Origin of the sequence: Pseudoramibacter faecis, assembly GCF_036289405.1 — a bacterium.
GTDB lineage: Bacteria > Bacillota > Clostridia > Eubacteriales > Eubacteriaceae > Pseudoramibacter > Pseudoramibacter faecis.
In genome coordinates this window covers 254651-268083 of record NZ_JAYFFI010000001.1, presented here as the reverse complement: position 1 = coordinate 268083, position 13433 = coordinate 254651, and the positions used below count along the sequence as shown (strand labels likewise).

11 protein-coding genes are annotated in these 13433 nt (G+C 51.3%); 10 read left to right on the top strand and 1 reads right to left on the bottom strand.

All coding sequences use genetic code 11. The features are described from left to right. The first annotated feature begins 2 nt into the window (after positions 1-2). Positions 3-1373 carry an NCS1 family transporter gene (locus tag V3C63_RS01250; protein ID WP_329886001.1) on the top strand — a complete coding sequence of 457 codons (1371 nt, stop codon included), beginning with the start codon at positions 3-5 and terminating at the stop codon, positions 1371-1373. A 125-nt stretch (positions 1374-1498) separates the two neighbouring features. Here V3C63_RS01250 and V3C63_RS01245 read toward each other — a convergent pair whose 3' ends face one another. Next, the gene (locus tag V3C63_RS01245) at positions 1499-2350 is read right to left on the bottom strand and encodes an alpha/beta hydrolase (protein ID WP_329886000.1); all 852 of its coding nucleotides are present in this window, start codon (positions 2348-2350) and stop codon (positions 1499-1501) included. Between the two features lie 243 nt (positions 2351-2593). On the opposite strand from V3C63_RS01245, the gene allE reads away from it, so the two are divergent. The 9 genes from allE (at position 2594) to V3C63_RS01200 (ending at position 13345) form a co-directional block, all read left to right on the top strand. Continuing rightward, positions 2594-3382: a (S)-ureidoglycine aminohydrolase gene (gene allE, locus V3C63_RS01240; protein WP_329885999.1), complete on the top strand. Its 789-nt coding sequence runs from the start codon at positions 2594-2596 to the stop codon at positions 3380-3382. 105 nt (positions 3383-3487) lie between these two features. Then, positions 3488-4540, top strand: coding sequence for an ureidoglycolate dehydrogenase (gene allD / locus V3C63_RS01235; RefSeq protein ID WP_329885998.1), 1053 nt, complete (start codon positions 3488-3490; stop codon positions 4538-4540). Positions 4541-4601: 61 nt separating this feature from the next. After that, positions 4602-7619 (top strand): bifunctional FdrA/YlbE family protein, encoded by a 3018-nt coding sequence (locus V3C63_RS01230; RefSeq protein WP_329885997.1) that lies wholly within the window; start codon positions 4602-4604, stop codon positions 7617-7619. Between the two features lie 63 nt (positions 7620-7682). After that, positions 7683-8618, top strand: a complete 936-nt coding sequence (arcC, locus tag V3C63_RS01225; RefSeq protein ID WP_329885996.1) for a carbamate kinase — start codon at positions 7683-7685, stop codon at positions 8616-8618. Between the two features lie 80 nt (positions 8619-8698). Next, on the top strand, positions 8699-10273 hold the full coding sequence (locus V3C63_RS01220; RefSeq protein ID WP_425355312.1) for an L-lactate permease: 1575 nt from the start codon (positions 8699-8701) through the stop codon (positions 10271-10273). 21 nt (positions 10274-10294) lie between these two features. Next, positions 10295-10498: a hypothetical protein gene (locus tag V3C63_RS01215; protein WP_329885995.1), complete on the top strand. Its 204-nt coding sequence runs from the start codon at positions 10295-10297 to the stop codon at positions 10496-10498. A 137-nt stretch (positions 10499-10635) separates the two neighbouring features. Next, positions 10636-11895, top strand: a complete 1260-nt coding sequence (locus V3C63_RS01210; RefSeq protein WP_329885994.1) for a dicarboxylate/amino acid:cation symporter — start codon at positions 10636-10638, stop codon at positions 11893-11895. Beyond that, positions 11892-12152: a hypothetical protein gene (locus V3C63_RS01205; RefSeq protein ID WP_329885993.1), complete on the top strand. Its 261-nt coding sequence runs from the start codon at positions 11892-11894 to the stop codon at positions 12150-12152. The genes V3C63_RS01210 and V3C63_RS01205 overlap by 4 nt, the downstream gene beginning before the upstream one ends. Continuing rightward, the gene (locus V3C63_RS01200) at positions 12101-13345 is read left to right on the top strand and encodes a M20 family metallo-hydrolase (protein ID WP_329885992.1); all 1245 of its coding nucleotides are present in this window, start codon (positions 12101-12103) and stop codon (positions 13343-13345) included. Before V3C63_RS01205 ends, V3C63_RS01200 begins: the two co-directional genes overlap by 52 nt. Positions 13346-13433 lie beyond the last annotated feature (88 nt).

The window sequence follows — 13433 nt, the reverse complement described above, 5'->3', positions numbered from 1 at the left end:
AAATGAGTGATATTAAAGTGAATGGGGATCAGGCGGCTAAGAAGGAAAATGCTTCTTTAAAACCATTAAAGGATGAAGAACGCAGCATGAAATGGGCATCATATCTCATGCTCTGGCTCGGCGGCTGTATCTCCATCGGGACATTGACGATGGGATCTGCTCAGTTGGATAAGGGATTGAATCTTCTGCAGATTTTTCTCGCGGTATTGATCGGATCGATGGTGTTAATTGTTGGCATTTGCCTAAACGACGCCTTTAGCTATCGATCCGGCGCACCCTATGCAATTCAGCTGAAAAGTGCCTACGGTACCAAGGGCAGCATTGTCCCGGTTATGATTCGCGGTCTGCCAGCCATCGTTTGGTACGGCTTTCAGTCATGGCTGGGCGGCAGCGCGATCAATCAGATTGCCATCGCGCTGTTTGGCTACAGCAACGTCGTGCTGTTTTTCCTGCTTTTTCAGGCGCTGCAGATCGCTCTTTCGGTGAAGGGCTTCCAGGGCATCAAATGGGTGGAAAATATCGGCGGTGCCGTTATCGTCCTGGCCATGTTTTACATGTTTTATATCTGTATCACCCAGTACGGATCAGTTATCAGTACGAGGCTGACCAACGTCCAGGGGACTTGGGGGCTGCCCTTTATAGCCGCCTGTATCGCCTTTTTCGGCAACAGCACTACAGTTATGCTCAATGCGGGCGACTATTCCCGAGAGCTCAAGCAAGGCTATTCAGTCGGCAGGCGTGGCGCGGCGTATTTCTTGGCGATGGTGCCGGCCACGGTCATGCTGGGGCTGATCGGGGCGATGGCCTCGACGGCGACGGGGATTGCCAACCCGATTAACGCTTTTGCCCAAATGGTTGACAATAAATTTTTAATGGTCATCACGTTGTGCTTTATTCTGTTCGCGCAGATGACGACAAATTTGGCTTCTAATGTGGTTCCGCCCTCTTACGCTTTTATGGATGCGTTTAAAATGAAACACCGGACGGCTGTGATTCTGGTCGGCGTGCTGGCCATCTGCACCTGCCCCTGGATTTTAACCAACGACGCTTCTGCTGCGGGGCTGGATTTGTTCGTGAAGATTTATACGGCGTTTTTCGGCCCGATCTTTGCCGTGCTGATCACGGATTTTTATATTCTGCACGAGCGCCGCTTTACGCAAGCGCAGCTTGCCGACTTGTATGATGATGAGGGCAGTCGCAAAGGCGTAAATAAGGCTGCAATTATCGCGACGGCGGTCGGCGCGGTCATCGGCATCATCAACGTCAATATTTCGTTTTTGACGGCCACGATTCCGACGGCATTGGTCTATTACTTTTGCATGAAAAAGATGCCGTCCTGCCAAAATTTCAGAAAGGGAACCCGGCTTGAATAATCGCGCGCGATGCCTCCCGCGCAGGTGTGTGGAACAGCATTTTTAAAAAGATGAATACGACACACAAAAACCCGTCATCATCCGGCATTGCAGTCGGAGATGGCGGGATTTGCACAATAGAGGGTTCAATTGAGCCGTTTTGCCAGAAATTTCAAGGTGGCTTTTAAAAGCAGCCGTGTCTGCGGGTTTTCAGTATCGCGGTCAAAATCGTGAACATCCCCTGTGGCGATAAAACGCGAAGGGAGGAAACGTTCGCACAAAGCGGTAAATTCGGCATAAGGCACGTCGGGATCGCCGGTGCTGTGTACGGCAAAAAGCGGCGCCGGCAAACTATCGCAAGTGCGCAGGGAATAATTGAGAAAGAAGAATTTCTCCCGGCCCGAAAAAAACAGATCTTTCCAGGTACCGCTTTGCCTGGCATAAACATAGGCGCTGTAAAAACTGTCCATCGGTCCGCAAGCATGAGGCGTTTCCGGCAGTCTTAAAAGGCAGTCGGACGAGACGGCCGGCAAGTTTTGATAATAAGCATTTGGGCTGCAGTACCAGTGATCACAGAAAAATCCGTAGCCATAGTAGGAAAGAATGCCCGCCGGGTTCTGCTTGAAGTGGGTGTGTGCAGCGGCGAGTAAAACGAGATAAGCGCCGGCGGAGCGCCCCCAGAGGAAGTAGGGCAGTGCTGTTAGACGAAAATGTTCAGGCTGCTTGAGATAGCAAGTGATGGAGGCCCGTACATCGGCGAGAATGGTGTCGATTTTGGAAGATGGTGCGAGGGGGTAATCAAAAGCAACAATGGCATATCCAGCGTCAGTCAGTGCATGGAGATGGGATTCTGGCAAATCGTTGCGTTCGCCATAAAGCAGGCCGCCGCCGTGAAAATAAAGCAGGACGGCCTTGGGAGAAGCACCAACAGGAGCATAAACGGTTGCTTTCTTTTCAAAGGTGGTATCGGAAAATAAGACGGTCGTCGTTTGAAACATAAGAACTCCTTGATTTTAATGAATGTACACAAAAGCGATAAAACGTTGTGACCTTTTCTTAATCTTAATACAGAACGGAAAGGGAATGCAAGACAAAATAAAAAATTGGTTGAAAATAAGCACTAAAAATAAAAATAATTAAAAAATGGTTGAAAAATCAAAGAGTTCATGGCATTATAGAGCTATAATTAAAGCTATTGTATTTTAATGTATAGATTCAAATGCAGAAAGAGAGGAATTCAGATGGGATACCTAAATAATCAAACCGGCTATCGCGATTCATTGCTGAGCACACGCTCGATCGTTAAAAAAAATAATTATGTCGTGCTGGAGCCGGACGGCTTGGTTAAAAATGTCGTCCCGGGTTATGAAAATTGCGACACCACTATTTTAGGTTGCCCTGAAATTGGTGCTACCTTTGCAGACTATCTGGTGACAGCACACGCCGACGGAAAGAATCTGCAGGGAATCGGCGGCGAAGGCATCGAATCATTCCTGTTTGTTATTGAAGGGAAAGTGAATGCCCGGAATGCGGATCAGGACGCGGTTCTCAGCGCAGGCGGCTATATGTTCAGCCCGGAAGACAGGCCGATGTGTTTTGAGAATAAAAGCGGCGCGGAAGCGAAGCTTTATATTTACCGCAGAAGATACCTTCCGCTGGAAGGCAAGACCGCGCGCACGGTTGTCGGCAATATTAATGATATCGATTATATGGACTATGAAGGGATGACCAATTGCCAGAGTAAAGATCTCCTGCCGGCCGCACAGGATTTGGGCTTTGACATGAATATGCATATTTTGAAATTTGAACCGGGAGCATCCCACGGCTATTTGGAAACACATGTGCAGCAGCATGGGATGTATTTTCTTCAAGGCAAAGGCATGTACAATTTGGATAATGATTGGATGCCGCTTGAAAAGGGCGATTATGTCTTTATGGACTCCTATTGTCCGCAGGCTTGCTACGCTGTCGGCCGGGAAGATTACGTCTATATCTATTCGAAAGACTGCAATCGCGACATCCAGTTATAAGGATTTGAATCAACGATCGGCAGCACCGATGCAGTGGCCCCGAAAATAGAATCGTTCGGGGCTTTTTATCAATTGATTATTTAAACGATTAAAGCGGAGGACAAAATGCGTTTGGCAAGAATGGAATTAAAAACACTGATGAAAAATAAATTCATTAAAGCGGGGCTACGGGAAGATCATGCCGATACGACGGCGGAGATCCTGACATGGTCGGATGAAAGGGGCTATCATTCTCATGGATCGGTTCGTGTAGAATACTATAGCGAACGGATTGCCAAAGGGGGGATCACTACAGATCCTAAGTTCGAATGGCGTGAAACGGGCCCTTGTTCCGGCGTGTTTGAAGGCGACAACGGCATTGGCTATGTTGCGGCGAAGTTGGCAATGGAACATGCGATCGAAATGGCCAAGAAAAACGGCATCGCCGTTGTCGGGATGCGCAATATCTCTCACAGTGGCTCCATTGGCTATTATACGGAAATGGCAGCTAAAGAAGGACTCGCGGCGATTTCCATGTGTCAGTCGGATCCAATGGCGGTGCCGTTCGGGGGAACGGAGCCATATTACGGAACCAACCCGATCTCTTTTGCCGCGCCGGCTTCCGATGGCCGCATCGCGGTATTTGATATGGCAACAACTGTTCAAGCCTGGGGAAAAATTCTCGATAAACGCTCCCGGGGAGAATTGATTCCCGACGACTGGGCCGTTGATGAAAAAGGTATACCGGTGACGGATCCGAATAAGGTTAATGCGCTTTTGCCCATTGCTGGCGCCAAAGGTTATGGTCTGATGATGATGGTGGATATTTTTTCGGGGATTTTGATGGGGGTACCCTTTGGAGGACACGTCAGCTCAATGTACCACGATTTGTCGGAAGGAAGAAATCTGGGGCAGCTGCACATTGTCATTGATCCGGAACGTTTCTGCGGCAAAGAAGCGTTTGAAAGGGATATGAAACAATCCATGGACGAATTGAACGCCACGCCGCCGGCACCGGGATACGACAAGGTTTATTATCCGGGTGAACGTGCAGAGTTGCGCCGCAAAAAAGCCTACGAAGAAGGCGGCATCGAAATTGTCGATGATATCGTGGCGTATTTGAAAAGCGATGATGTTCATTACAATCGCTATGATCATAAAAATCGCTTTGCCGAATAGTTGTCGGCAAACCGCTTGCGAGATGGTCATCGATTAGAATCAAAAACGAAGAGGTAAAACCATGCTAAAGACGGTTGTCAAAAAGGGCAGCTACCATGATTCGGTAATCCTGATGCTTTTGACGAACGCCCTAACGGCGACGGAAGGCGTTCAGAAGGTTCAGGTGATGATGGCGACCCCGGCGAACAAAGATATTTTTGCCCGTGCAGGTCTCCAAACCGAGGAGCTTGACGAAGCGACAGCCAACGATATGGTTATCGTCGCGGATGTCGACGATCCGGCGTTAATGGCGGCGTTGGAAGAAAAAACGGAAGCCTTTTTTGAAAATCAAGCCACGGATGACCGTGCCCGGGCAGAAGATGCGGGTGTATCGTCCTGGGAAGGGGCGAAAGAGAAATTGCCGGATGCGGATTTGGCGGTGATTTCCATCCCGGGTGCCTATGCAGCACTGGAAGCCGATCGCGCATTGGACGAAGGGCTTAATGTCTTTATGTTCTCAGACAACGTGACTATCGATCAGGAGGTGGCACTCAAAGAAAAAGCGCACAAAAAAGGCCTTTGCGTGATGGGACCGGACTGCGGGACCGGTATTATTGACGGGGTTCCCATTGCATTTACAAACAGCGTCTCAAAAGGGAGCATCGGCATTATCGGCGCTTCGGGAACCGGCATTCAGGAACTGACTTGCATTATCGACAGACTGGGTGAAGGGGTCACCAATGCCATCGGCACCGGCGGCCGGGACTTGGCCTCGGAAGTCGGTGGCATCACCGTGATGGATACCATCGATGCCATGGAAAAGGACGATGCCGTCAAAGTGATGATCGTTTTGTCCAAGCCGCCGGCAAAAGCTGTCCGCGAAAAAATTTCGGCTCGGCTCAGCGTCTGCAAGAAACCAGTTATTACTCTCTTTCTTGGAGAAAAGCCGACGTATCACGAAAAAGATTTTTATCATTGCTATACCTTGGACGAAGCGGCTCGGTTGGCCGTTAGTCTGGTGCGCGGCGAAACGATGCCAGAAGGCGAAGTGGCCCTTGCAAAAGAAGATTGTTTCCCGAAGGAAGCGGGCAAGACCATCAAAGCGTATTATTCCGGCGGCACGTTGGCCAATGAAGCAGCTATGTTGATCAAAGACGCTTTGGATTTGAAAATTCCGCCGGAAAAGGCCGAAGGTTACATGCTGCAAACTTTGGGTCACGTCGTGGTCGATTTGGGAGATGACGTATACACCCAGGGTCACCCCCATCCGATGATTGATCCGGCCAAGCGCATTGAATGTATGGAAGAAGCCCTCGATGATCCGGATACTGGCGTTATTCTCTTCGATATTATGCTGGGATACGGTTCCCATGGGGATATGGCCGGCGCGCTGATCCCAACGATCCTTGCCCTGAAAGAAAAAGCTGCGTCAGAAAACCGGAAGGTGACCTTTGTCACGACGGTCTGCGGGACGAGGCGCGACTATCAGGGATATGATGAAGCGGTTCAGAAGCTGAAAAACGCCGGGGTGATCGTCTGCGAAACCAACAAGCTGGCCTGCCGTGCGGCGATTCAGTCGATCGGCCTCGATTTTGACGAACCGGAAAAGCCGGTGCGCGACAAAACCGTGACCGATGCGATGCCGGGAGAAGCGTCTGAACAGATGCTGGCTATGCTCCACAACAAACCCAGGGTGATCAATATCGGGCTCAAAAGCTTTGCGGATGTGTGCGAAGAATTCGGCTGCAAGACCGTGCAATTTAACTGGGCGCCTCCGGCTGGCGGTGATCTTGAAATGATCAGCGTTTTGAATTTTCTGCGCAATTATCGGGAAAACGAAACAACCATTGACGACGCCAATCAGAGGATGATTGCAAAAATCGTGGCGGCACAGCCGGTGCTGAAAGACAATCAGCTTGCTAAGGTGTTGATTCCGGAACTCAATACGAGGGAAAAAACCATTTTGCACGCCGGCCCACCGATTAACTACGCCCAGATGCCGCCGACGGTTCAGGGCTCCTGTGTCGGCGCGGTGCTGTTTGAAGAATGGGCGGACAACGAAACAGATGCCCGTAAACTGCTGGAATCTGGCGAGATCCGATTTATCCCCTGCCATCATGTGAACGCCGTCGGCCCGATGGGCGGGATCACGACGGCCAATATGCCGCTTTGGGTAGTTGAAAACGAAGCGGACGGCAATAAAGCATACTGCACGATGAACGAAGGGATCGGCAAGGTGCTTCGCTTTGGCGCTTATTCCGAAGAAGTGGTTGATCGGTTGCGCTGGATGCGCGATGTGCTCGGGCCGACCCTGAGCCGCGCGCTGCGCACCCGGGAAAACGGCCTCGCCGTCAATTCGATGATCGCCAAAGCGATTGCTATGGGAGACGAATTTCATCAACGCAATATTGCGGCTTCTCTGGTATTCCTGAAGGAGATGGCTCCTATCATCACCCAGCTGGATATTTCAGAAAAGGACCGTTACGATGTGATGAAATTCCTGGCGGACACCGATCAGTTCTTCCTGAACATCATGATGGCCTCCGGCAAGGCGATTATGGACGGCGCCCGGACCGTTGCAGAAGGGACGGTGGTCACGGCTATGTGCCGCAACGGTGTTGATTTCGGGATTCGCATCGCCGGCATGGGTGACCAATGGTTTACCGGCCCCGTTAATACGCCGCAGGGACTTTATTTTACCGGATACGACGGAGAAGATGCCTGCCCGGATATCGGGGATTCGGCCATTACGGAAACCGTTGGGGTCGGCGGCATGGCCATGATTGCCGCGCCTGCGGTGACACGTTTTGTCGGCGCCGGCGGTTATGAAGATGCATTACGCACCAGCAACGAAATGACGGAGATCACCATCGGACATAATCCAAACTACATTATTCCGACTTGGAATTTTAAAGGGACCTGTTTGGGAATTGATGCGAGATTGGTGGTTGAGAAAGATATAACGCCGGTGATCAATACGGGGATTGCACATAAAATTGCAGGATTTGGCCAAATTGGAGCCGGGACGGTTCATCCGCCGATCGACTGCTTCAAGAAAGCCATTTTGGCGTATGCGCAAAAACTGGGTTATCAAGGCTAAACTGAGAAGATTGGCTGCGACCGCAGGGAGGGGGCCGCAGCCTTCGAATTAAGGAGAAGGGAAATGAATAAGAAGACCATTGTGATTGCGCTCGGGGGGAACGCCTTGGGCAACAATTTAGAAGAACAACGCATTGCGGTGGCCAAAACAGCAAAAGTCATCGTGGATTTGGCGGCGCAGGATCTGAATATCGTGATTACCCACGGAAACGGTCCGCAAATCGGCATGATTCAGAAAGCGATGGATGATTTGGTGCTGACATCGGCGGATTATAAACAGATTCCGCTGCCATCGAGTGTGGCGATGAGTCAGGGATATATCGGCATCGACTTGCAAAACGCCATCAAATACGAGCTTGCCAGTCGCAAGATGGATAAAAAAGTGTCGACCATTCTGTCGCAGATCGAAGTTGATCCAGATGATCCCGCATTTGAAAATCCGCAGAAACCCATCGGTCGCTTTATGACCGAAGAGGAGGCCTCAGAATTTGAGGCTCGTGGGATTAAATGCATGGAAGACGCGGGGCGCGGCTACCGGATGGTGGTACCTTCTCCTTCGGCCAAGCGCATTTGCGAACTGAAAACCATTCAAACGTTGGTTGAAGCGGGGCACATTGTCATCACTTGCGGCGGCGGCGGCATTCCGGTGGTCAACCGAGATGGCAAGCTTGAAGGCGTGAATGCCGTGATCGATAAAGACAACGCCAGCGCGCTGCTGGCAGAAAAATTAGACGCGGATTTCCTGGTAATTTTGACGGCGGTGGAAAAAGTGGCCATTCATTTTGGAAAACCGAATCAGCGGTGGCTGTCTGAAATGAGCGTTGAAGAAGCCAGGTCTTATGCACAAGCCGGCGAATTCATGCCGGGTTCGATGCTACCCAAGGTCGAAGCGGGCATTCGTTTTGCATCGTCCGGTGAAGGCCGGAGCGCATTAATTACCTTACTCGATAAGGCGACAGACGGCATTGCCGGGAAAACGGGAACTATCATCCATACCTGATCTTTTGCAGTTATCAAAGCGATAAAGTAAGGAGCAATATGAATATACCGGTTAATTTTTTTACTTGGGGAATGGCATTTTTGCCGATTATCATTCTGATCGTGCTTATGGTGAAATGCCATTGGGGAGCGGCCGAGGCGTCAGCCGTCGGCATGTTGATTACCGTGATAACGGGGCTGACCGGTTACAAAGCGGGGGTCTTTCTGATTGCCGCGGAAGTTGCCAAAGGCATCTGGGACGCGCTGATCATCCTTTTAATCGTTTGGACAGCCATCCTCATGTATCACGTGGGAAAGGAAGCGAATGCATTTGCGGTGATCCGCAGCGGTATGCGCCGGCTCCTTCCGAATGAATTGCTGCAGGTTCTTGCGATGGGATGGGTTTTTGAAAGTTTTTTACAAGGCATTACCGGTTTTGGGGTACCAGTGGCGGTGGGAGCGCCGCTGCTCATCGGCATCGGCGTCACGCCGATTTGGTCTGTGATTATTCCGCTCATCAGTCAGGCGTGGGGCAATACCTTTGGCACGCTGGCGGCAGCTTGGGATTCATTGGTCAGCTTTTCGGGACTGAGCGTCGGCAGCGCATTGTATTTTAAAACGGCATTTTGGACGGCGCTTTTTATCTGGCTGTGGAACATTGCGACGGGTTTCATCATCTGTTGGTTTTATGGTAAGGGGAGGGCCATACGCAAGGGGTTTAAAGCCGTGACGATCATGGCCTTGATTCAAGGCGGCGGCGAATTGCTGCTAAGCCAGGTGAACACAACCTTGTGTTGCTTTTTTCCCTCGCTGATCGCGCTGGCGGTTATCATGGGCCTGGGGCGGACAAAGAGTTACCGTGAGCCGTGGCGGACGGAGGGTTCGCCGATTATGAACCGGCTGGCAAAAACGTCCGAAAAGGGAGCGCTTCCGGAAGGCATGGGGCTGATACAAGCCTTTATTCCATACATTTTTTTGTCCGCGGTAACATTAGTGGTGCTCTTGATCCCGCCGATTCACAACGTCTTCGGCGCCTTTAAAATAGGTTTGGCCTTTCCCAGAACGATGACGGGTTATCGCTATGTGAATGTGGCAGTGGGAGCCTATTCCGCCTTTGCGCCCCTGACCCACGCGAGCTTATTCTTGTTTTTGTCTTCGATGGTTGGCTTAGTGTATTACAAAAGACGCGGGTGGATTAAAAGCGGCGGCATCAAGCAGATCTTTATCGACAGCGTGAGCATGACCATGCCGTCGGGCATCGCCGTTGTGGGGCTTGTCATCATGTCGAAAATTATGGGCGGCACCGGTCAGACTATTGTGCTGGCCAGAGGGATCTCGGGCATTTTGGGTCAGGCCTATCTGATTCTGGCACCCTTTGTCGGACTGCTGGGAACATTCATGACAGGGAGCAATATGAGCTCGAACATCCTATTCGGCAGTTTTCAAATGACGTCGGCCAAATTGCTGCAGGCCAGTCCGGCCTTGGTGCTCGCAGCCCAAACAACAGGCGCGTCCATCGGTGCGGCGGTGAGTCCCAGTAAAATTATTTTGGGAACAACCACAGCCGGTATCCTTGGAAAAGAAGGCGAAGTGCTCAAGAAGATTTTGATCGTGGCGGTCCCGGCGGTGATATTGATCGGGCTGATGATCTTTGTCTTGACGTTATTGGGTCTGTAAAAACCGGAGGGAAAACGCGCCATGCATTCAAGAGAAAAAAAATTTTTTGCGACGGAAGCCGGAAAGCTGACGCTGGCATTTCTGGTCATTTTATTGGGAGCGGTGGTCATCCATACCGGACTGCATTTGATGTCGACACCGGTGTGTGCCTTCGGGCTCGGGCTGATTGTTCTGGCCCTGCTGTCATCGCCGGTTCGCACCTTTGTATTAAAACCGAAAAAATAACGGCCTGTCCGGCAAAGCTGCCCATTTGGCGGTGAAAAACGCCGGATGGAGGCCGCCAAAGCTTCGGGCTCCACATCGGGACCTGAAGCCGGGAAACGGCCAATTCGATTTTTGCAGCCACCATGTGAGAGGGAAGTATGCAAATCAAACAAATTTTAAAAAAGCTTTCGGCGTCGTTGACGGCACAGATTTTAATTGCGACGGTCGGCGGAATTATCCTTGGCGCCTTGGTGGGGCCCTGGTGCGCCAATCTGAAGTTTATCGGGGATATGTTTATCCGCCTGATTCAGATGTCCGTTGTCGTTCTGGTCATGTCCGCGGTGTCGGGTGCCGTCGGCGGCGGGGATGGCAAGAATGCCGGGAAGATGGGGCTTCACACCTTCAAGTGGATCTTTATCTTTACGATTGTGGCAGCGATCCTCGGCGTCGTGCTCTCTATGATGATTCAACCTGGAGTCGGCATCGACATTGCGAACGGTGCAAAAATCAGCGAAGCAAAAGTGGGGGACACGTCCCTGCAGACGACGTTACTCAACTTTGTCCCCACGAATGTGATCAGTTCGATGGCGGAAAGCGCCATGGTTCCTTGTATCGTGTTTGCCCTGTTTTTTGGTGCCGCGATGGGGATTTATTCCAGGCAGTCCGGGAACGACACGGTGGTGAGGTGGATGAAGGGCGTCAACGGCACTGTCACAGAGATCATTAAGATCGTGATGAAGGTTGCTCCGATCGGGATCTTCTGCCTGCTGGCTAATGTGGCCGGCGCCATCGGTTTTGCGGTGATCATTCCGATGTTAAAATTCCTCGGGCTTTTGCTGGTTGGTAACTTGATTCAGTTTTTGCTGTTCTGTCCGATGACGGCCGCGCTGACCAAAGTCAGTCTGCTCAAAATGCCTAAAAAATTCGCGAAGATGTCCATCATGGCGGTAACGACCACGTCCGGTGCGATTTGCCTGCCCACCAAGATGGAGGATGAGGTCACCAAATTCGGCGTTAGCCGCCGCGTTGCGGACTTTACCGGTCCGATCACCATGTCGATGAACAGCTGCGGCGCCGCGCAGTGTTATGTGGCGGCTATTTTCTTCATGGCGCAGTCCATGCAGATCAGTCTCTCGCCCTATCAGATGTTTATGGCCTGTTTGCTGTCAATTCTGATGTGCCTGGGCACCATCTCTGTGCCCGGCGGTTCGGTGATTGTTTATACATTCTTGGCAACATCTTTGGGATTGCCCATCGACAGCATTGCGGTTTTGATTGGCATCGACTGGTTTGCGGGAATGTTTCGCACGCTGATGAACGTCGACGTAGACGTTTTGGTAGCATTGCTCGTTTCTGCCAAGCTCGGCGAGCTGGACCATGACGTATACGACGAGAAAAAGATCGCGGTTTATGCGTGACCGATGAAAGCAAGCGGCGGTGCGGTTCAGTCCATCGCAAAGATGGAGCCGGCGCGGGCCTTCGGTCGACAAGCTATTGGATTCAAGCGGCGATTTCAGGCACCCGTCAAGACGGCGAAGCTGAAGGATTTGCAATAGCCGAAAGCATGACGCATGAGAAAGAAAAACGATTATCGGCTTTTGAAGATCACCACAGGGGGGAAAAATGGAAATTGAAAAAAGCACAGGAAGAATTGCGGAAAATCTTGAACATTTAAAACGCTTTACCGCGACTCCGGGCAACGGCTGTACCCGACTGCCCTTTACAAAAGAGGCGCGGGAAGCCGTCGACTATTTAAAGGAGATCATGACTGATGCGGGGCTTGAAATTTGGGAAGATACCGCCGGCAATCTTTTCGGCCGCATCAAGGGAACGGTGGCGGGTGCGCCCTGCGTGATGAGCGGTTCCCATTATGATTCCGTGGTAAACGGCGGAGATTTTGACGGGATCGGCGGTGTGATCTGTTCGCTGGAGGCCGCGCGTCTGCTGCAGGAAAGCGGCAAAACCTTTAAACGGGATTTTGTGGTCGCCGCTTTTTGCGATGAGGAAGGGATGCGCTTTGGCACCGGATATTTTGGCTCAGGCGCGATGTTGGGGCATCGCGATGCGGCTTACACCAAAAGGTTTAAAGATGCCGACGGCATTGCCATTGCTGAAGCAATGCAGGCGTACGGCCTCGACCCGGAAAAAGTGACAGATGCGAAATGGCCGGACGGCAGTATCGGGCATATGATTGAAGCGCATATCGAACAAGGGCCGGTACTTGATGCGGAAAAGAAGGACATTGGGCTGGTCACCGGCATTGTGGGGATTCAGCGTTATATGATAGCCGTTCACGGCCGGGCGGATCACGCAGGAACGACGCCGATGGACATGCGCATTGACGCGGTGGAAACTGCGACAAAGGTGATTTCAAAAATTCCCGACTGGGCCCGCGAAAAGGCAGATGGCACCGTGGCCACGGTGGGCGTGATTCATGTTTTGCCATCGGGGATGAACATCGTTGCGGAAAGCTGCGAGTTTTCGGTGGATATTCGCTCGATGAATAATGACAATATCAACGATATTGTCAGACGTATCCGCGCTGCCTTGGATCGTGAAACCGCAGCCGTCGGCAGCAGTTACGAAATGGATACCAAATTGGTGATTGAGCCGGTGGCAATGTCGGAACAGATGCTGAAGGTCATGGAAGATCGCTGCAAGGCCAAAGACTATGATTATAAATACCTGCCGAGCGGCGCGGGGCACGACTCGCTTGAGATCGGGCAGCAACTGCCGACGGCGATGGTTTTTGTTCCGAGTAAGGACGGCCGCAGCCATACCCCGGTGGAATTCAGCAAATACAGTGATTTGGCGCGGGCAACCGATCTGATCGTCGCCCTGGCCGAGAAACTCTTGGACGAAAAATAAATCCAATTCGTGAAGGATAAAATAAACAAAGGCCTGCAGGTCGCTAAGGCACAGATTTTAAAAAATTTGTGCCTTTTCTTTTTCAAAA

Coding starts and splice junctions, on each gene's coding strand:
- V3C63_RS01250 (WP_329886001.1), top strand. CDS start 3: ATGAGTGATATTAAAGTGAATGGGGATCAGGCGGCTAAGAAGGAAAAT.
- V3C63_RS01215 (WP_329885995.1), top strand. CDS start 10,295: ATGCATTCAAGAGAAAAAAAATTTTTTGCGACGGAAGCCGGAAAGCTG.
- V3C63_RS01245 (WP_329886000.1), bottom strand. CDS start 2,350: ATGTTTCAAACGACGACCGTCTTATTTTCCGATACCACCTTTGAAAAG.
- V3C63_RS01230 (WP_329885997.1), top strand. CDS start 4,602: ATGCTAAAGACGGTTGTCAAAAAGGGCAGCTACCATGATTCGGTAATC.
- allE (WP_329885999.1), top strand. CDS start 2,594: ATGGGATACCTAAATAATCAAACCGGCTATCGCGATTCATTGCTGAGC.
- V3C63_RS01210 (WP_329885994.1), top strand. CDS start 10,636: ATGCAAATCAAACAAATTTTAAAAAAGCTTTCGGCGTCGTTGACGGCA.
- arcC (WP_329885996.1), top strand. CDS start 7,683: ATGAATAAGAAGACCATTGTGATTGCGCTCGGGGGGAACGCCTTGGGC.
- V3C63_RS01200 (WP_329885992.1), top strand. CDS start 12,101: ATGGAAATTGAAAAAAGCACAGGAAGAATTGCGGAAAATCTTGAACAT.
- allD (WP_329885998.1), top strand. CDS start 3,488: ATGCGTTTGGCAAGAATGGAATTAAAAACACTGATGAAAAATAAATTC.